Here is a 17,961-nt window from a genome sequence, read left to right as displayed (position 1 = left end):
GATGACGAACTCGCACTGCGGCTCTTCTCCTTCTCCCGCAAGGGGAGAAGGAAGAACGCGCGCCGCACTGGCAACTCTCTTCCTCTCCATCCTCTTCCTGATCCTGCCGGCGCTGGCCGCCCGCGCCATGGACATCCAGTCCGTCACTTCGTCGAAGGGCGTCACCGCCTGGCTGGTGGAGGATTATTCCGTACCGATCGTCGCTGTCCGCTTCGTCTTCGGCGGCGGCTCGACCCAGGATCCGGTGGGCAAGGAAGGTTTGGCCAATCTGATGACCGGCCTCTTCGACGAGGGCGCTGGCACTCTCGATTCGGAAGCCTTCCAGATCAGGCTCGACGATGCCGGCGCCGAGATGAGCTTCGAAGAGAGCCGCGACGGCATCTACGGTTCGATGCGTATGCTGGCCGAGCAGCGCGACGAGGCCTTCGAGCTGTTGCGCCTGGCGGTCAACGAGCCCCGCTTCGACCAGGCGCCGATCGACCGCATCCGCGCCCAGATCCTGTCCGGCATCATCGCCAACGAGAACGACCCCGACACGGTGGCGCAGAGCAAATGGGCGCGCGCCGTCTATGGCGACCACCCCTATTCGCGCTCCGACCAGGGCACCAGGCAAGGCGTCGCCGCCATCACGCAGGACGATCTGAAAGCCCTGCACAAGGCGGTGTTCGCACGCGGTGGCCTGCATGTCGCCGTGGTCGGCGCCATCGACGCCGAGACGCTGAAGAAGAAGCTGGACATGGTGTTCGGCGACCTGCCGCAGAGCCAGGCGCTCGCTCCGGTCGCCGATGTCGAGCCGAAGCTGGCGCAGCATCTCGAGGTCAATTACGACCTGCCGCAGACCTCGCTGCAGCTTGCCTGGCCGGGCGTTAAGCGCAAATCGGCGGATTTCTTCCCCGCCGTGCTGATGAACGAGATCCTCGGCGGCGGCACCTTCACCTCCCGCCTGTTCCAGGAGGTGCGCGAAAAGCGCGGGTTGGCCTATGGCGTCAACTCCTCGCTGGTCAACCAGGATCATGCCGACGCGCTGATCGTCACCACCGGCACGCGTTCCGACCGCGCGGCCGAGACGCTCGGCATCGTGCGCGATGTCGTCAAGCAATTGGCGCAGGACGGCCCGACCGAGGCTGAGTTGGCGGCAACCAAGAAATACCTGATCGGCGCCTATGCCATCAGCAATCTGGACTCTTCGAGCTCCATCGCCGCGACGCTGGTCGAATTGCAGATCGACGATCTCGGCATCGACTACATGCAGCGCCGCGCCGGCTACATCAACGCGGTGACGCTTGACCAGGTCAAGGCGGCAGCGAAAAAGCTGCTGACGGCCGAACCGACCATCATGGTGGTCGGGCCGCCGCTGGCCGGAGCCGGCAAGGGATGAGCCCGACCTTCGGCATAGCCTTCGGCGGTGGCGGCGCGCGCGGCCTGGCGCATATCCATGTCATCGAGGCGCTGGACGAGCTCGGCATCAAACCGGTGGCGATCGCCGGCTCGTCGATCGGCGCCATCATGGGCGCCGGCATGGCCGCGGGCATGACCGGCAAGGACATCCACGACTACGCCCGCTCGATCCTCGGCCGCCGCGCCGAAGTGGCGAGCCGGATGTGGCGCGCGCGCCCGGGCACGATCGCGGAGGCCATGCAGGGCGGCATTCGGGTCAGCCAGTTCAATGTCGAGCGCATCCTGAAGGCCTTCCTGCCCGAGGCCATTCCCGAAACCTTCGCCGCGCTGAAGATCCCGCTGAAGGTGACGGCGACCGACTATTTCGGCCACAAGCTCGCTGTGTTCGACGAAGGCGATCTGCACTCCGCGCTTGCCGCCTCGGCCGCCATTCCAGCAGTCTTCCGGCCGGTGACGCGCGACGGCAGGCTGCTGATCGATGGCGGCATCTACAACCCCGTGCCGTTCGATCTCATAGAGAACGACGCCGACATCATCATCGGCGTCGACGTCGTCGGCGCGCCGGAAGAGGCTGACCGCAAGCAGCCGACCTCCGTCGACCTGATGTTCGGCGCCACGCAGCTGATGATGCAGTCGATCATCGCCAACAAGCTCAAACAGTGCAGCCCCGACATACTGGTCCGCCCGGCGGTGTCGAAATACCGCGTGCTCGATTTCCTGAAGATCGACGCATTGATGAACGACACGGCGGATATCAAGGATCAGCTGAAGCGCGAGGTGGAAAAAGCACTGGAGGCGCGCTCCGGCGCCACCAGGCTCAAGCGCGGCAAGCGCGGTTTGGACTGAGTCTTGGGGCGGCCAATGCCTGTGGCCCTGATCCTGCTCTGATGCGCACGGTGCTGATCACAGGCGCTCGGGCGCCGGTGGCGCTGCATCTGGCGCGGCTGCTCGATGGCGCCGGCCTGAGGGTGATCCTGGCCGACAGCCCGGCCGGTCCGATTGCCGCGGCGAGCGCCGCCTGCGCCTCCTATCATCGTCTGCCGCCGCCGCGTTTTGCGCCGCAGGCCTATTTCCAGGCCGTGGCGGACCTTGTTCGCACCGAGGCGGTGGACCTGGTCATCCCGACTTGCGAAGAAATCTTCTACCTCGGCGCATTGTGGCGAGACCGGGCCATGCCGGCCCGGCTGCTCGCGCCGGACATGGAATTGCTGACCCGGGTCCATGACAAGCACGCGTTCATCGGCTTGGCGCAAGGTTTTGGCCTTGCCGTGCCCGAAACGACGCTGCTGCGATCCGACGATGATATCGAGGCTGTGCGCGGCCGTTCGCGCGAACTGGTGTTCAAGCCGGTCTGGTCGCGCTTTGCCAGTCATGTGCTGCTGCGGCCGCCGCCTTCAGCGCTCGATGCCATCAGCCCTTCGGCAGCGGCGCCGTGGGTGGCGCAACGTTTCGTCGACGGCGAAGAGATCAGCGCCTATGCGCTGGCGCATGACGGCAAGCTCAAGGCATTGGCGCTCTATCGTTCGCGCTACCGCGCCGGCAAGGGCGCCGGCATCTGGTTCGAACAGGTCGATGATGGCGCTGCTCGCCATTTCGTCGAAGCGTTCGTTGCCGGCACCGGCTGGACCGGCCAGATTTCCTTCGACCTGATGCGGGAAAGCGACGGCACTGTGCTGCCGCTGGAGTGCAATCCGCGCGCCGTCAGCGGCCTGCACTTCTTCCGCGAGCCTGAAGCCTTCACGGCTGCGCTATTCGAAGGCGCTGAGGTGAGGCCTGATGTCGGCAGACCGCAAACGGTGCGACTGGCCATGTGGGTCTACGGCCTGCCGTCAGCTCTTCGGTCAGGCCGGATCGGGAGCTTCCGTCAGGCGATGCGTGATGCGGACGAATTGCTCGACTGGCCGAACGATCCTGCGCCCAAACGGGCGCAGTGGCGGGCGCTTGCCGAGATCGCCAGCAAAGCGCTGTGCCAGCGCATCAGCCTGCAAGCCGCCTCGACGCGCGACATCGAATGGAACGGGCCGCTTCAAAGCTCGATCTGATACACGCGTGGCGTTGCAGCTGCCGGTGGCATTTCGCCTGCCATGATGGCCGCCATGTCGCGGCGCAGGAAATCCAGCGGGCCGATCGCCGGCGGGGCAGGGGGAGCGTGGCGTGCATTGTCGCTGGCCGATTTCAGCACCTTGCGGTCCTGTGCCAAGGCGATGTTGAACAGCGGTTTGAAGGCGAGCGCCTTGAGGTGGCCAAGCAGGCCCTGACGCGGACCGATGAGCCAGCCGACCCCCTCGACTATGTTCTCATCCGCCTGGCGCAGATGGAACGTCGTGGCCAGCGCCAGCCCGTCCTTGCCCCAATATTCCAGTTCGGCGATGCCTGGATGGCGGAAACGGCCGATGGTTTTCGTGCGTTCACCCTCCAGCAGCCGGCTGATCAGGCCCTGCTGCCGCTCCTCGCCGGTATAGCAAGCCTCGACCCAACCTTCGCCACCGGTCACGTCGACACGCACAAGATGGCGCCTGGCGCTCAGGCCTCGCAGCAGGCCTTTATGGGTGAAATGCGTGTGGGTCGCGTCGAGAATGTTCTCGGCCGCGTCGATCACGGTCGATTGCGTCGAGGAACGCACGCGCCGCACGAGCACGTCCTGGCCCTGCATGCAGTGGAGATATGGCTCCGCCTCTGGCGTGCCCGCCGAGACGAAGACGATGCCATCACGCTCGATCGCGCCGTAGCGTCGCACCCGATAGCGCGGCATCTCGCCGACATGGCCAGGAATGGCGGTGCAGAGGCCTTCGCCGTCATAGCGCCAGCCATGGTAGGGGCACTCGATCTCGCCATTGACGACCTTGCCGGTCGACAGTTCGACCAGCCGGTGAACGCAGCGGTCAAACAGCGCCGCGATGCCCTTGTCGGAACGGAACAGCACCACCGGCGAGCCTTCGAACAGGATGCGCCTCGGTCTGGCGCCGACATCGGCTGAAAGCGCCACAGCCTGCCAAAAATCCTTTCGCGCGGCCTTGCTCAAAGTTCAAACCTCCGCAGCAGCGGTATCCCGACCTGTGCCAGAACCCGCGCCATTGTCCACACCGCGAGGCGTTGGCGGCGTGGCAGATGCCCGACATAGCAGGCGTTGTACTCGATCGCCGGCACGGCGCCGCGACGGCGTTTGAAACCGGCCGCACCGGCGCTCATGTTGAAGAACAGGCCGCGTGCCGTGGCGTGGTCCTGCGCCATTGCCATCGCCATCCGGTAGAGGCCGTCGCTGATCGGCAGGCTGGTGTCGTAGCCGACGATCGGCTGGGTCAGCGTTCCGCCGTTTTCGAACAGGCCGGTGACGGCAACGAGTTGCCCCGCTTCGTCTCGCAAGCCGGCAAGCCGCAAGATGCCGCGCCGGTGCATTTCACTGATATAGCGGGCCGTATAGTGCGGATTGAGTGGCGTGTATTTTCTGATGTAGAGCATGCCGTAAAGCTCTTCGCTCCTGACATAGTCGGCCGGCGTGAAATCGTCATTGCCGGCGATACGCAACGATGTCGCGCGCAGCCGGGCACGGTCGCGCTTCATGTCGCGTGTCATCGGCGGTGCTGAACTGCGGTCGGCGAAGATGTAGACCTGACGTGCCGCGAGCAAGTGAAATCCCTCCGCCTTGAGCGACGCAATGGTCGAGGGATCGGCGATGTCGTTCAGCGAGCGGATGACGATGGCGCGATCCGGGAACCGGCTCGTCAGATCCGTACGCATCGCCGCGATCGAGCCGCGGTCGAGCAGCGGCACTGGGTTGGTCGAATAGAGCCAGTTGTTGACCTGAACCTGATGATCGAGGCCGCTTGCCTTCACCAGCGGGCCACATAGGCCGATGAGCATCCGGATTGTCTTTTGCAGCCAAGGTTTTGCAGCGAAATTGCGGGTCTCGTCGATCGCATAGTCGATATAGGCGCTGGACGGACAGCAGATGTAGCAGTTCGGCGCCTCACTGGCATCGTTCAACGTCAGCGGAAAGGCTCGGCCCGCGATGTCGAAAGTCTCGACGCGAACGGTCAGGTTGGCGATGAGATCGCGCACCGGCATGGCGTTGAACAATTGTGCGAAAGCGTCGACCTTGTGCAGGTCGTTCTCGACCCGGTCCGCTTGCTCCGGCTCCCGCTTGGCGGCTGCTGCCACGACCCGGCTCACCTGGCGGCCCCGGTGGGAAGCCGGCACTCGACACGGCGCAGCTTGCGGCCGGTTTCCAGCGGCAAGGCCGAGCGCACGGGTTCGACCGCGACCCTTGCCTGGCGCGAGGCGAACAGCCCTCGCACCGCCTCCAGTGCGGCCTGTGCGGCATCCCCGGCCAGGTCGGGCTTGAGGTGTAACTCGACCGTCTCGGGCGCCGTCTGGATCAGCCGGAAGTCGTCGATGCGCCGGTCCGCCTTCAGCACGGCATTGCGCAGGATATCAGGCGTGATCAGGAGTGGCTCTTGCGCGGAAGTAAGGCGGAAGGCGTCGTCCATGCGGCCGACGATTTCATCCACCACGCGCAACGGCGAGCCGCATCGGCATGGTGTGGGCGACAGGCGCAGCAGATCGTTCATCCGGTAGCGCGCCATGATCTGGGTCTGCCGGCGGAAGGCGGTGACCAGCGGCGTCACCAGCCCGTCGCCCGCCGTTTCGAACTCGAAGAAGATGGAATCCTCGGCCAGATGCAGGTTGCCTTGCCGGCAGGTGACCGCGAACAACCCCTCGGTCGCCATGTAGATCTGGTCGAGCCGGCGCCCGAAGAACGCTTCGATAATAGGCCGGTCGACCGGATCGAGCGTCTCGGCGGCGCTGAACACGCGCAGCGGCGAAAGCCGGAAGCGTTGGATCGCAAAGTGCCGCAGAATCTTGGGTGGGCCGATGATCACCGTCGGCGCGAACGCCTCGAGGGCCGCCCGCCAACGCTCCGGCCCGAGCGTCAGGTCGAAGAAGCGCAGGTCGATGCGCTTCGACTGGCGAGCGGTGTCATAAAGGCCGGTGTTTTGCGGCAGGATCACTGCCACGCGCTGCCGGCGCCAGAGCAGATCAGGAATGGCTTTCGCCAGGATTGTCCCCAGCCAGCGGTATTTCTCGGCTTCGCAGATGACGAAAAGGCCACGATTGCCCGAGGTGCCTGTGCTGGCGCCGACCGTCAGCACGCCGAGACGGCCGTCACCAGCCGCCGCCGTCCAGGCGTCGGCAGACGACATACCGGCAATGTTGAAGCGCTCGAAATCGGCCATCAGCAGTGCCTTGTCGGTCACCGGAAGGTCACTGAGATGGTCTGGCGCCACGCCATAAAACGGTGCCAGCGGCAGGTCGCGGTCGAGCCAGCGCCGCAAGGCGCGCGCCTGCCAGCGTTCGAAGTTTTCGCGGCTCTTGCGTGACACCCACAAGGTGAGGGCAAACGAGCGGATCGCTTCGCCGAACCCGGTCATCCGCCCTCCGGTGTCAGGTCGTATGGTGTCAGCCCTGGGTCGTGGCAGAACATCACTTCGCCGCCGGCTGCCAGAAAGCGGCGCAACGCCGCGCTGGTCCGATCGATGGCGGCGAAATCCTCGGCCAGCAGGCGTGCAGGAAAGCCCGGCGTCCGGTTCTCGACCAGTGCCTTGAGCAGCCACTGCACGTCGACCGCATAAAGCAGCGGCCGATCCATTTCAGGAAACAGGAGCCCGAACTGGCCATCGGCATGGCCTGGCAGGTCGACCGCGATAACGCTGCCGTCACCGAACAGATCGGCTCCGCCGGGAATATCGCCGCGCGATGGGATCTGTCCCATCGCTGACAGCCCGTCGAGCCTTGTCTCGAAATCCGCCGGAAAAAGCTCGGTGAAGACACCATGACGCAGGGTTTGCCGGGCTGTCCGCGCCTTCAGCCGCGACCAGGCGGCATCGCTGGCGATGTAACGCGCATTGGGAAACAGGGACAGGCCCGAGATATGATCAGCATGATAATGCGTGACGATGACGGCTCTGACATCGCGTGGTGTCAGGCCAAAGCGAGCCAGGAAAGACGAGGGTTGCCCGGCCTCGACGAGCTGGGGCCCGAGCACCGCGCCATAGAATCGCAGCATGGCGCTGCGCCGGGCTCCGGTGGTCACATGCGGCGTATAGCCGGTGTCGATCAGCACCGGGCCGGCCTGCGGATGGAGGATCAGCCCGTAGCGCACGCGCAGCCGGATTTTTTGCCAAGCGCCGCCGCGCAGGATCAGTCTTTCGGCGGCGCTGACCCAGGCGCTGTTGGCGAAGGCGATCTTCAAGCTGTCCACCAGGCTTCGCGCCCTCTGGCAAACGTACGGTCGAGCCCATCCTCGAACGGCACTTTCGGCGTCCAGCCAAGGATCCGCCTGGCCTTGGAAATATCGAGGCTCTGGGCATAGGCGAACAAGCCGAGGCCGTAACGGGTGACTGGCGGTTCGGGCCGGCGGGGCAGAAGCAGCGCCACGGCTTCCATCACGCCCGCTGCCAGCATCGCTGGCGCCAGCGGCGTTTTCCGCCATCGCGTTCGCAGCCCGGCGCGGGCGCAGGCACTGTCGGCAATGTGGCGCACGGGCAGCACTTCGCCGCTCGAGATGTTGAATATCTGGCCTTCGGCGGCGCTGCCGGCCGCCAGCGCCGCGAACACCGCATCGACGACATCGTCGACATGGGTGAGATCGATGCGTGCCTGGCCATCGCGAAACAGCGGCAGCGGCCGCCGCGCTGCCTGCAGCAGGCGTGGCAGCAGCGCTCGGTCGCCTGCTCCGTAGATACCGCGTGGCCTGAGCACGACAGGCCCTATGTCCGCCGCCGCGAGCACGATGTCTTCACCTTGCCGCTTGGTGCGGGCGTAGTGGTTGACCGGATCGGGCAAGGGGCTGTTCTCGGTGATGCAGAGCTGGTCGCGAAAAGCGAAACAGACCGAAGGGGTGGAGATCTGGACAAAACGCTGCACACCCAGCTGCCGTGCGAAATCGACGAGATTGCGGGTCGCCGTGACGTTGGCGGCCTCGAAATCAGCGAGCCGGCCGAAAGGCGAAGACAGTGCTGCGCAATGGACGATGGCATCGATCTCGCCAAATCCGGCGTCGGACTTCGCATCGAACGGCTGCGACAGGTCGCGACGCATGACCGTATGGCCGGCGGCTTCGAGTGCGGCGCTTCGCCTGATGTCGCGGCCTTGTGCCAACACCGGCGTGCCAGCGGCGGTCAGCCGCGCCACGACATGGCCGCCAAGAAAGCCGCTTGCGCCGGTGACGAGCACGCGTCCCATCACGCCTCCAGCGCCATGCCACCGAAGGAGACACCGGCCGAGGTGCCGAGGAAGAGCACCTTGGTGCCCTGCATGACGCGGCCTTGCCGGCGCGCAATATCGAGCGCGAAGGGAATGGAAGCCGCGATCTGGTTGCCGTAACGCGCTGAAATGTCGACCAGCTTCTGTGCCGCGAACCCGGTCTGTCGTGCCATGTGCGCCAGCGCGAACGGGCTCGCCTGGTGCGGTACGACGAGGTCGACGTCCTCATGCCGCCAGCCGGCACGTAGCAGCAGTTCGCCGACGAAGCCATTGAAATGGCGCGCGGTCACCCGAAACAGCTCCTTGCCGTCCATGTGAAAGAGCGCATGGCGGGAAAACTCCTCCGGCTGGTGGTGGAAGTCGAAGCGGGTGCCGCCGGCCCCAATGCTACAAGCCTCGTAGGCCGATGGATAGGTGCGCATGAGATTGGCCAGCACCTTACCCTCACCGGGCGCCGCCTTGCGCAGCACGGCGGCGGCCGCACCATCGCCGAACAGGGCGGCGATTTCAGGCTGCTCTTTCCAGGGCAGGGCGCGTGAGGCAATCTCCGCCGAGAACACCAGCGCGGTTTCGCTTTGCCCGGCCTCAATCATGCGGGCGGCGGTTTCGAAAGCGGTGAGGAAGCCAAGGCAGGTGCTGTTGACGTCGAAGGCTGCGGCCGAGCCATCGGCCAGCCCCAGCCGCTGCATCACCAGAGGTGCCGTCGAAGGCAGTGGCTGGTATGGCACGCCACATCCGCCGATGATGAGGTCGACCGCATCAGGCTCTATCCCGGCATCAGCCAGCGCCAGCCGCGCTGCCGTGCAGGCCAGATCGACTTGCGACTCGGTCTCGCAGACATAGCGCTCGATGACACCGGTGGCGGCTTCAATCTGGCCTTGGCCAAATCCCAGCCGCTCGTCGAGGCTGCGCGATGTCAAGCATAGCGCAGGCACTGCGCGCCCGGTTCCAACGATCTTGATCCGCATGCTCAGCCGCCCAGTGAGTTGCGATTCCCAACTCATAATGCGGACCGATGGTAACAGTGAGGCGGAGTGTTAGACAGGGCGGTGCGGTTTCCTGGCAGCGGGCCGCCAGGCCAAATAGCTGACGGACAGGTCCCCTTAGTGTGGCCCTTGGTCGTCGGCTCTGTCTCGACCACTTCGAAAGAGTACCGCTGCGGCAGCATCAGCGCGACTGCGAGGCCGTTGAACTGCGAGACCTGAACCGGCCTGGGCAAAGTGCCAGCCTACGCGTCATCGCGCGAAGCGACGTTTGATCCGATCAATCTGCTTGCGTATGCGGGCGGAAGCACGCCGGGTCATGCTGGACATTTTGGCGTTCAGCCGGCCTGACTTTCGCATGCGCTCAATCTCTTCGGCCAAATGGGAATTGTCGGAGCGCAGGCGCTTCATTTCGACACGGATTTCCGGAAAATGCACCTTGGCTATATGGGACCATAGTTCTCGTTGCGAACGCTCGAGGTAAGTCGCTCGGTCCAATCCATGAGGTTGGAGTTCATCCTGGACTGCGGACGCGAGCCTGCCAAGGCCCATCACGGCCACGGTGTCTGGAAGGAAGACGGTCCCATGCGCGACGCCGAGATGATCGAGGAAGCGCTCCGCATTGACGATCGCGTCCGAGATCAGATTGGCGTCGTGGAAGCAAATAATGCAGTCCGCCTGTGTAAGCGCCAGGACGCCGATAAAGTCCGAAAAGCAGGCTCGGTTTGTATGCACTCCATCGATAAACGCGAGCGTGGCCTTGAGTTCGACCGCCCCAGGAGCCAAAGCGGAGACGTCGCTCTCGATCGTGGTCAGCTTTGCCATTGCAGAGCGAGGGAGCCGTTCCGACAGCACGGCGATCATCCGGGCCGTTGAGTTCTGGGGATAGCGGATAAACTCGGCGCGTTCGTCGGGTAGGGCCGCGGGCCGTGGATCGACCGACACCGCCGCCTCACAGGCCGGATCGATCAGGTGCGGCAACAGGCTTCCGCCGATATGCGAGCCGACCTCAAGGTAAACGTAGCGGCCGAGCAGGGATCGGGCCAAGTTCTGCACCCGCAGGAAACTGGCTCGGTCATTGGGCGTACTCTGGGTTTCGACCTGGAAAACGGCAATGTCGAGCGTCCCAATCATGCCCAGTGCTTGATCGGGGGTCAGCATCTGCGGGATTTCCATGCGCCGAGATTGTACTGCCTGCAGAGGAGTCGCCCCTCAGCGGGATGTCTGCAACAGCATATTTCGGTTTGAAATAGAGGGTAAAGCCTGCGCAACCCGATTCTCCGCGGATCGCCCCGAGCATCTGGCGCCCACCTATCTATGGGTCAGGTACGATCACACCAAGCGCGGGCGCGCCCAAAAACGGATAGCCTCGCGCCGATCCGCTGAACTTTCGCCCTCAGTCCTTCGCCCGCTCCACATAAGCCCCGTCCGCCGTCATCACCACCACACGGGTGCCGGGCGCGATGTGCGGCGGCACGGTGGTGCGCACGCCGTTGGAGAGCACGGCGGGCTTATAGGAGGACGATGCCGTCTGGCCCTTGGTCGTCGGCTCGGTCTCGACCACTTCGAAGGTGGCGCGCTGCGGCAGCACCAGGGCGATCGCAATGCCGTTGAACTGCGAGACCTGCACCGGCATGCCTTCCTTGAGATAGGGGGCTGCGTCGCCGACCACGGCTTCCGACACGGCCACCTGATCATAGGTTTCCGGATTCATGAAGTGATAGCCTTCGCCGTCGGCGTAAAGGAAGGTGTGCTCGCGCTCCTCGACATAGGCGCGCTCGACCTGTTCGGTGGTGCGATAGCGCTCCGACACCTTCACCCCGTCGCCGATGCGGCGCATGTCGAGCTGCGTCACCGGCGTGCCCTTGCCTGGGTGGATGTTTTCGGCAAAGAGGATCACATAAAGCTTGCCGTCCTTGTCGACGACATTGCCTTTGCGGAGCGAACTGGCGATGACTTTCACCACGGTTTTAAATCCTGCGAGAGTTGACGGGCGTTTGCCGGCTTGTGCGGCGCTGGTAGCGCATCTTGGCGCGAACCGCCAGCCCCCACTGTTAACTGACATGGCGCGCGCCGGCACGCCTTCAATCCGCTCATGACCGCCGCTTCGCCCTGGTGGACGCCGCACGTTCACGCCGACCGCCGCCCGCGCCTGCTGCTGCGCAATGGCCTGACGGCCGCCCTGCGCGACTGGTTCGCCCGCAACGATTTCATCGAGGTGGAAACGGCGACCCTGCAGGTCTCGCCCGGCAACGAGGCGCATCTGGCGGCTTTCGTCACGGAGGCGGTCGGGCCGGATGGGGGGCGCTCGCCGCTTTATCTCCACACCTCGCCGGAATTCGCCTGCAAGAAGCTGCTCGCTGCCGGTGAAGTCAGGATTTTCAGCCTCGGTCCGGTCTACCGCAACCGCGAGCGCGGCCCCTTGCATCATCCCGAATTCACCATGCTCGAATGGTACCGGGTGGGCGAGACCTATGAGAGCCTGATGCGCGATTGCGCCGATCTGCTGGCGCTGGCCGCGACAAGGGCAGGGACCACGCGCTTTTCCTTCCGGGCCCGCGATTGCGATCCGTTCGCAGAGCCTGAGCGGCTGACGGTGGCGGACGCCTTCACCCGCCATGCCGGCATCGATCTCCTAGCCACGGTCGCCGCCGATGGCGGCACCGACCGGGACGCGCTCTACGCCGTGTTGGGTCAAGCCGGCCTGCGCACGGCGCCCGACGACAGCTGGGCCGACCTGTTCAGCCGGGTGATGGTGGAAAAGATCGAGCCCAATCTGGGCTTCGGCTGCGCCACCATCCTGTGCGAATATCCGGTCGCCGAGGCGGCACTTGCCCGACCGAGCCCGCGAGATGCGTGCGTCGCCGAGCGTTTCGAACTGTATTGTTGCGGTGTCGAGCTTGCCAACGGCTTTGGCGAATTGACCGATGCCGCCGAGCAGCGCCGGCGCTTCATCCTCGAGATGGACGAGAAAGAGCGGATCTATGGCGAGCGCTACCCGCTCGACGAGGATTTCCTTGCCGCGCTGGCCATCATGCCGCAGGCGAGCGGCATCGCGCTCGGCTTCGACCGGCTGGTGATGCTGGCGACCGGTGCGCAGAAAATCGAGGATGTCATCTGGACGCCGGTCGCGGCAACTTGAACGGCACGCTCGCGGCTGGCCTTCTCATCTCAATGCGCGAAAACCTGTTCCAGCGAGCGAAAACCCTTGAATTCCAGCGCGTTGCCCGAGGGGTCGCGGATAAACAGCGTCGCCTGTTCGCCCGGCTCGCCCTTGAAGCGCACCATCGGCCGTTCCAGCCAGTCGATGTCGTCGCGCGCCTCCAGCCGCATCGCCAGGCGCTGCCAGTCGTCCATCAGCAGCACGGCGCCGAAATGCGGGATCGGCACCAGAATGCCGTCGACCTTGCCGTCACTGGCGGCTTGCGCGGCCTGCGGTCGCAAATGCGCCGACATCTGGTGGCCGTAAAGATCGAAATCGACCCAGGTCGCCGACGAGCGGCCAATCGCGCAGCCCAGCACCTCGCCATAGAAAGTTCGGGTTTCATCGAGATCCCGGACCGGGAAGGCGAGATGGAAGGGCGTCATCGAGAATGCTCCGTGCAGGCTGCGGACTGATTTTGCGTCACAGGGTTCTGGGTAGGAACCATGTAGCGATGCATTTTGATTGAAGCCTGTGCCATTGCACAAGCCGGATCGGAACAATAGATGGGTGGGCGGGGCCGCAAGCTGGCCGCGACAAGCAGGATTACAGGCATGGCCGACATATCAGACGCTGCAAAACTGATCGACCGCGTCGCGGCGCTGGTCGAGGCCGCCAAAAAGGCCGGCGCCGATGCCGCAGACGCGGTCGCCGTGCGCGGCCGCTCAACAAGCGTGTCGGTTCGGCTCGGCAAGGTCGAGGCCACCGAATCGTCGGAAGCCGAGGACGTTTCGCTGCGCGTCTTCGTCGGCCAGAAAGTGGCAAGCGTATCGGCCACCGCCGCGTCCGACCCGGCGATGCTCGCCGAGCGCGCCGTTGCCATGGCGAAAGTCTCGCCCGAGGATCCCTATCAGGGTCTGGCCGATCCGGGGCTGCTGGCAAGGCAAACGCGCGATCTCGGCCTGTTCGATGGCACCGAAGTGTCGGCCGATCAGTTGAAGGAAGCAGCCCTTGCGGCGGAAGCGGCGGCACTTGCCGTCAAGGGCGTCACCAATTCGGCTGGCAGCGGCGCCAGTGCCGGGCTGGGCGGGATGGTGTTGGCCACTTCGCACGGCTTCCTCGGCCATTATGTCGGTTCGGGTTTTTCGCGTTCCGCCAGCGTCATCGCCGGCGAGGGCACCGGCATGGAGCGCGACTATGAATTCTCCTCTCGCCGGCACTTTGCCGATCTCGATGCGCCGCAGGATATCGGCCGCAAGGCCGGCGAACGGGCGGTGCGCCGCATCGGCGCGCGCAAGGCGGCGACCGGGCCGGTCGACGTGGTGTTCGATCCGCGCGTGGCACGCGGCATTGCCGGTCATATTGCCGGCGCCATCAATGGCGCGTCCGTCGCGCGCAAGACCTCGTTCCTGCGCGACATGATGGGCAAGCAGGTGACCGCATCCGCAATCACGGTCACCGACGAACCGCTCAGGCCGCGTGGCCAGGCCTCGCGCCCGTTCGACGGCGAAGGTATCGAGGGCGAAAAGCTTCTGATGGTCGAAAAAGGCGTGCTCAACCACTGGTTCCTGTCGACGTCGGCGGCGCGGGAGCTGGGATTGATCACCAACGGGCGTGGGTCGCGCAGCGGCTCCTCCGTGTCGCCGTCTTCCACCAATCTCGCCATCGAGCCCGGCGAACGCTCGCCGGAGGACCTGATCAAGTCGCTCAAGACCGGCTTCTACGTCACCGAAGTGTTCGGTCAGGGCGTCGATATGCTGACCGGCGAATACAGCCGTGGTGCCTCCGGCTTCTGGATCGAGAATGGCGAACTTGCCTATCCGGTCGCAGAAGTCACCATCGCCTCGAACCTGAAGACGATGTTCCTCAACATGGTGCCGGCGAACGACCTCGACCGCAATTTCGGCACCGCCGCGCCAACGCTCCTGATCGAAGGCATGACCCTTGCCGGAGCATGAACTGACCGCTTCTGGGGCCATTGGGGATCTGCCGCTGCTGCGCGACGCCGCCCGCGAGGCGGGTCTCATCGCCATGCGTTACTTCGGCAACAGCCCGCAGGTCTGGATGAAGGGCGGCACCTCGCCGGTCAGCGAAGCCGACCATGCGGCGGACGCCTATCTGCGCCAGACCCTGCTGGCGGCGCGGCCAGACTATGGCTGGCTGTCGGAAGAAACGGTCGACGATCCGGCGCGGCTTTCGGCGCGCCGCACCTTTGTGGTCGATCCGATCGACGGCACACGCGGCTTCCTCGAGGGACAGCGCACATGGTGCGTCAGCGTTGCCGTCGTCGAACAAGGCCGCACGCTCGCCGGCGTGCTCGAATGCCCGGCGATGGACGAGACCTACTGGGCGCTGCCCGGCCAGGGCGCATTCCGCAACGGCAAGCGTATTGGCGTGCGCAAGCTTGGCGATAAAGCCGAGATTTCCGGGCTGAAGCAGCTGATCGACCTGGTGCCGGCCAGCTGGCAGAAGCGGCTGACACGGGCGGCCTACAGCCCGTCGCTTGCCTACCGCTTGGCAATGATCGCCAATGGCACGCTCGACGCCACCTTCGTCAAGCCGAACGCGCATGACTGGGACATCGCCGCCGCCGATCTCATCCTGCGCGAGGCCGGCGGCCAGTTGCTCGACCCGCATGGCCGCGCGCCGCTCTTTGCCGGCGAGGTGACCCGCCACGGCGCGCTCGCCGCCGGCAGTGGTGAGCTGTTGGCGGTGCTCGTCGATGTCATCGCCGGGCTGTGAAAGCATATTCGCAGGTTCCAAAGTCGACGGCTTTGGTCTAGACCTGTCACAAACTCACAATATGTGAAGGACCGACATGGCCGCGGAAGACGGAAAGAAACAGCTTTTGCATCTGGTGTTCGGCGGCGAACTGAAGAAGCTTGGCGGCACCGAGTTCCGCGATCTCGATGCGCTCGACATTGTCGGCGTCTATCCGGATTATCAATCCGCGCACACGGCGTGGAAAGCCAAGGCGCAAGCCAGCGTGGACAATGCCCATATGCGTTATTTCGTCGTTCATCTGCACCGTCTGCTGGATCCCGACAGCAAGGTCGTCGGTTGAATTCGATGGAGCGTGACCTGGCGAAAGGGCCAGCCAGCGACGCCACGCCTACGGGCAGAGGCGGCAGCCGCGCGACCAAGGCCTTCTGGCGCAAGATACGCGAACCGCTCGCGCAGTCGCGACTCGTCAAGAACGCCATTGCCAGCCTGCTCGCGCAATTCGTGCGGCTGGTACGCCTGACCAGCCCCCCGGTCGCCGGATCGGCGCGCTTTTCAGGCGGCGCCTACGCCGAGTTCGAGCCCGGTATCATTGCTCTGTGGCACGGCCAGCATCTTTTGACGCCGGCCTTTTATCCCAAGCGTAAACCGCTGGTCGCCATGGTGTCGCGCAGCGCCGATGCCGAGCTCAACGCGTTGATGCTGGAGAAATTCGGCATCGAGGCGGTGCGGGGTTCCGGTGGACGCGACAATGCCAGGCATCTCGACAAGGGCGGGGCCAAGGCGCTCATCGCCCTCAAAAAAGTCGCTCACCGCTGGCAAGAACGTCGCCATGATCGCAGACATTCCGCACGGCACGCCGCGCGACGCAGGGCTTGGTATCGTTCTGCTGGCGCGTCTCTCCGGCCGGCCGCTGCTGCCGGTTGCCATTACCACCAGCCGCCGCAAGGTGCTGGAGAAGAGCTGGGACAAGACGACCATCAACCTGCCATTCGGCCGATCCGCTGTCGTTATAGGCTCACCGATTTTCGTGGCGGCCGATGCCGACGAAGCCGAAATGGAGCGCAAGCGCCAGGAAGTCACCGCTGCGCTCAATGCCGCGACGGCCGAGGCCAACCGCCTCGTGGACGGTCGGCGATGAGCGGTCGCTGGGCGCGCGCCATGCTGACTGCGTACCGTTTTGCCGGCGCTGCAGCCTATCCGCTGGTCGGACCTTATGTCGCCTGGCGCACCTCGCGCGGCAAGGAAGACCGCAACCGCCGCCGCGAACGATACGGCGTCGCCGGCCGCCCGCGCCCCGAAGGGCCGGTGATCTGGATCCATGCCGCGAGCGTCGGCGAGACCATCGCCGTCGTGCCGCTGGTCGAAAGCATTCTCGATTATGGCGTCAACATCGTTTTGACGACCGGCACCGTGACATCGGCCCAGGTTGCCGACGAGCGGCTCGGCGACCGCATCATCCACCAATATGTGCCGCTCGACCTGAAGCCGGCGGTCAGCCGGTTCCTCGATCACTGGCGGCCGGACCTGGCGATCATCGCCGAATCCGAGATCTGGCCGATGACCATTCTCGAGCTTGGCGCGCGCCACGTGCCGCAGGTGCTGGTCAATGGCAGGCTGTCCGACCGCTCGTTCACCTCCTGGAAAAAGCGCGCCAATATCGCCGAGGCGCTGTTCGAGAACCTTGCCCATGTCGTTGCCCAGTCGGATGTTGACGGCGAGCGTTTTCGCGCGCTCGGCGCCCGCCCGGTCACGGTGTCCGGCAACCTCAAGGTCGATACCAATCCGCCGCCGGTCGACCAACGGGCGCTGGCCACCTTGCAGCGGCAGATCGGTGGCCGCCCGACCTGGGCGGCGATCTCCACTCATGACGGCGAGGAAGTGGTCGCGGCGGAAGTCCACGCGACGCTGCACAAGCGTCACCATGGCTTGCTGACGATCGTCGTTCCGCGCCATCCCGATCGCGCCGAGGCTCTTGCCGCGCAGATTTCCGGCATGGGCCTGAAGGTCGCGCGGCGCAGCAAGGGCGACCGTATTGGGCCGGACACCGATATCCTGCTCGGCGATACGATCGGCGAGATGGGGCTCTATCTCCGGCTGACCGAAATCGCCTTCGTCGGCCGCTCGCTGACCTCGGAGGGCGGCCAGAATCCGCTTGAGCCGGCCATGCTCGACACCGCGGTTCTCGCCGGGCGCAATGTGCAGAATTTCCGTGAAGCCTATCAGCGCCTGATCGACAGCGGCGGCGCCAAGCTGGTGCGCGATCGCGACATGCTGGCCGGCGCTGTCAACTTCCTTTTGACCAACGAAGTGGCGCGCCACGAGATGATGGCGGCGGGGATCGCGACCGTTGATGAGATGCGCGGCGCCTTGGCGCGCACGCTGAAATCGCTCGAACCCTACATCCAGCCACTGGTCGTCAAGTCGCGCCTGAAGGGCGCCAACGGGCGCTAA

General features: G+C 65.0%; 17 protein-coding genes and 1 pseudogene. 9 read left to right on the top strand and 9 right to left on the bottom strand.

Going from position 1 to position 17,961, the window contains the following annotated elements; translation table 11 throughout:
* The first annotated feature begins 1 nt into the window (after window position 1).
* Genes AC0V7N_RS27615 through AC0V7N_RS27605 form a run of 3 tightly spaced genes read left to right on the top strand, consistent with a single transcriptional unit; the run spans window position 2 to window position 3,440 of the window.
* A complete protein-coding gene (locus AC0V7N_RS27615) occupies window positions 2-1,378 on the top strand; it encodes a M16 family metallopeptidase (RefSeq protein ID WP_475451369.1) in 1,377 nt (458 codons plus the stop codon).
* Window positions 1,375-2,244: a patatin-like phospholipase family protein gene (locus AC0V7N_RS27610; protein WP_475451368.1), complete on the top strand. Its 870-nt coding sequence runs from the start codon at window positions 1,375-1,377 to the stop codon at window positions 2,242-2,244. Before AC0V7N_RS27615 ends, AC0V7N_RS27610 begins: the two co-directional genes overlap by 4 nt.
* 41 nt (window positions 2,245-2,285) lie before the next feature.
* Window positions 2,286-3,440 (top strand): ATP-grasp domain-containing protein, encoded by a 1,155-nt coding sequence (locus AC0V7N_RS27605; protein ID WP_475451367.1) that lies wholly within the window; start codon window positions 2,286-2,288, stop codon window positions 3,438-3,440.
* On the opposite strand, the gene AC0V7N_RS27600 is transcribed toward AC0V7N_RS27605, so the two are convergent.
* From AC0V7N_RS27600 to efp, 8 genes are all read right to left on the bottom strand, one after another.
* Window positions 3,425-4,384 carry a Rieske 2Fe-2S domain-containing protein gene (locus AC0V7N_RS27600; RefSeq protein WP_475451366.1) on the bottom strand — a complete coding sequence of 320 codons (960 nt, stop codon included), beginning with the start codon at window positions 4,382-4,384 and terminating at the stop codon, window positions 3,425-3,427. The genes AC0V7N_RS27605 and AC0V7N_RS27600 overlap by 16 nt on opposite strands.
* A gap of 32 nt (window positions 4,385-4,416) precedes the next feature.
* Window positions 4,417-5,568, bottom strand: coding sequence for a GNAT family N-acetyltransferase (locus tag AC0V7N_RS27595; RefSeq protein WP_496627409.1), 1,152 nt, complete (start codon window positions 5,566-5,568; stop codon window positions 4,417-4,419).
* On the bottom strand, window positions 5,565-6,827 hold the full coding sequence (locus tag AC0V7N_RS27590) for a F390 synthetase-related protein (protein WP_496627408.1): 1,263 nt from the start codon (window positions 6,825-6,827) through the stop codon (window positions 5,565-5,567). Before AC0V7N_RS27590 ends, AC0V7N_RS27595 begins: the two co-directional genes overlap by 4 nt.
* Complete coding sequence (locus tag AC0V7N_RS27585) at window positions 6,824-7,657, bottom strand: MBL fold metallo-hydrolase (protein ID WP_475451362.1); 834 nt, start codon at window positions 7,655-7,657, stop codon at window positions 6,824-6,826. Before AC0V7N_RS27585 ends, AC0V7N_RS27590 begins: the two co-directional genes overlap by 4 nt.
* A complete protein-coding gene (locus AC0V7N_RS27580) occupies window positions 7,645-8,640 on the bottom strand; it encodes an NAD-dependent epimerase/dehydratase family protein (RefSeq protein ID WP_475451361.1) in 996 nt (331 codons plus the stop codon). The genes AC0V7N_RS27585 and AC0V7N_RS27580 overlap by 13 nt, the downstream gene beginning before the upstream one ends.
* Window positions 8,640-9,581, bottom strand: a complete 942-nt coding sequence (locus AC0V7N_RS27575; RefSeq protein ID WP_475451360.1) for a 3-oxoacyl-ACP synthase III family protein — start codon at window positions 9,579-9,581, stop codon at window positions 8,640-8,642. Before AC0V7N_RS27575 ends, AC0V7N_RS27580 begins: the two co-directional genes overlap by 1 nt.
* A 315-nt stretch (window positions 9,582-9,896) precedes the next feature.
* On the bottom strand, window positions 9,897-10,805 hold the full coding sequence (locus tag AC0V7N_RS27570) for a hypothetical protein (protein WP_475451359.1): 909 nt from the start codon (window positions 10,803-10,805) through the stop codon (window positions 9,897-9,899).
* A 235-nt stretch (window positions 10,806-11,040) separates the two neighbouring features.
* Window positions 11,041-11,610: an elongation factor P gene (efp, locus tag AC0V7N_RS27565; protein ID WP_023782984.1), complete on the bottom strand. Its 570-nt coding sequence runs from the start codon at window positions 11,608-11,610 to the stop codon at window positions 11,041-11,043.
* A gap of 129 nt (window positions 11,611-11,739) precedes the next feature.
* On the opposite strand from efp, the gene epmA reads away from it, so the two are divergent.
* On the top strand, window positions 11,740-12,786 hold the full coding sequence (gene epmA / locus AC0V7N_RS27560) for an EF-P lysine aminoacylase EpmA (protein WP_475451358.1): 1,047 nt from the start codon (window positions 11,740-11,742) through the stop codon (window positions 12,784-12,786).
* Window positions 12,787-12,815: 29 nt separating this feature from the next.
* Here the strand turns inward: epmA and AC0V7N_RS27555 are convergent, their stop codons facing one another.
* A complete protein-coding gene (locus tag AC0V7N_RS27555) occupies window positions 12,816-13,232 on the bottom strand; it encodes a VOC family protein (RefSeq protein ID WP_475451357.1) in 417 nt (138 codons plus the stop codon).
* 168 nt (window positions 13,233-13,400) lie between these two features.
* Between AC0V7N_RS27555 and AC0V7N_RS27550 the strand changes: the two genes are divergently transcribed.
* The 5 genes and pseudogenes from AC0V7N_RS27550 (at window position 13,401) to waaA (ending at window position 17,961) form a co-directional block, all read left to right on the top strand.
* Window positions 13,401-14,744 carry a TldD/PmbA family protein gene (locus AC0V7N_RS27550; RefSeq protein WP_475451356.1) on the top strand — a complete coding sequence of 448 codons (1,344 nt, stop codon included), beginning with the start codon at window positions 13,401-13,403 and terminating at the stop codon, window positions 14,742-14,744.
* Window positions 14,731-15,528, top strand: a complete 798-nt coding sequence (locus AC0V7N_RS27545) for a 3'(2'),5'-bisphosphate nucleotidase CysQ (protein ID WP_475451355.1) — start codon at window positions 14,731-14,733, stop codon at window positions 15,526-15,528. The genes AC0V7N_RS27550 and AC0V7N_RS27545 overlap by 14 nt, the downstream gene beginning before the upstream one ends.
* Window positions 15,529-15,604: 76 nt before the next feature.
* A complete protein-coding gene (locus tag AC0V7N_RS27540) occupies window positions 15,605-15,850 on the top strand; it encodes a DUF4170 domain-containing protein (protein ID WP_475451354.1) in 246 nt (81 codons plus the stop codon).
* 5 nt (window positions 15,851-15,855) lie between these two features.
* Window positions 15,856-16,648, top strand: a pseudogene (locus AC0V7N_RS27535) (lysophospholipid acyltransferase family protein).
* On the top strand, window positions 16,645-17,961 hold the full coding sequence (waaA, locus tag AC0V7N_RS27530; protein ID WP_496627407.1) for a lipid IV(A) 3-deoxy-D-manno-octulosonic acid transferase: 1,317 nt from the start codon (window positions 16,645-16,647) through the stop codon (window positions 17,959-17,961). The pseudogene AC0V7N_RS27535 and the gene waaA overlap by 4 nt, the downstream one beginning before the upstream one ends.

The organism is Mesorhizobium kamtschaticum (assembly GCF_056174585.1).
This window is presented reverse-complemented; position numbering and strand designations above follow the sequence as displayed.

Excerpts from the sequence above, each read along its gene's own strand:
- AC0V7N_RS27605 (WP_475451367.1), top strand. The coding sequence starts at position 2,286 with ATGCGCACGGTGCTGATCACAGGCGCTCGGGCGCCGGTGGCGCTGCAT.
- epmA (WP_475451358.1), top strand. The coding sequence starts at position 11,740 with ATGACCGCCGCTTCGCCCTGGTGGACGCCGCACGTTCACGCCGACCGC.
- AC0V7N_RS27615 (WP_475451369.1), top strand. The coding sequence starts at position 2 with ATGACGAACTCGCACTGCGGCTCTTCTCCTTCTCCCGCAAGGGGAGAA.
- AC0V7N_RS27570 (WP_475451359.1), bottom strand. The coding sequence starts at position 10,805 with ATGCTGACCCCCGATCAAGCACTGGGCATGATTGGGACGCTCGACATT.
- AC0V7N_RS27610 (WP_475451368.1), top strand. The coding sequence starts at position 1,375 with ATGAGCCCGACCTTCGGCATAGCCTTCGGCGGTGGCGGCGCGCGCGGC.
- AC0V7N_RS27555 (WP_475451357.1), bottom strand. The coding sequence starts at position 13,232 with ATGACGCCCTTCCATCTCGCCTTCCCGGTCCGGGATCTCGATGAAACC.
- AC0V7N_RS27580 (WP_475451361.1), bottom strand. The coding sequence starts at position 8,640 with ATGGGACGCGTGCTCGTCACCGGCGCAAGCGGCTTTCTTGGCGGCCAT.
- AC0V7N_RS27550 (WP_475451356.1), top strand. The coding sequence starts at position 13,401 with ATGGCCGACATATCAGACGCTGCAAAACTGATCGACCGCGTCGCGGCG.
- AC0V7N_RS27590 (WP_496627408.1), bottom strand. The coding sequence starts at position 6,827 with ATGACCGGGTTCGGCGAAGCGATCCGCTCGTTTGCCCTCACCTTGTGG.
- waaA (WP_496627407.1), top strand. The coding sequence starts at position 16,645 with ATGAGCGGTCGCTGGGCGCGCGCCATGCTGACTGCGTACCGTTTTGCC.
- AC0V7N_RS27540 (WP_475451354.1), top strand. The coding sequence starts at position 15,605 with ATGGCCGCGGAAGACGGAAAGAAACAGCTTTTGCATCTGGTGTTCGGC.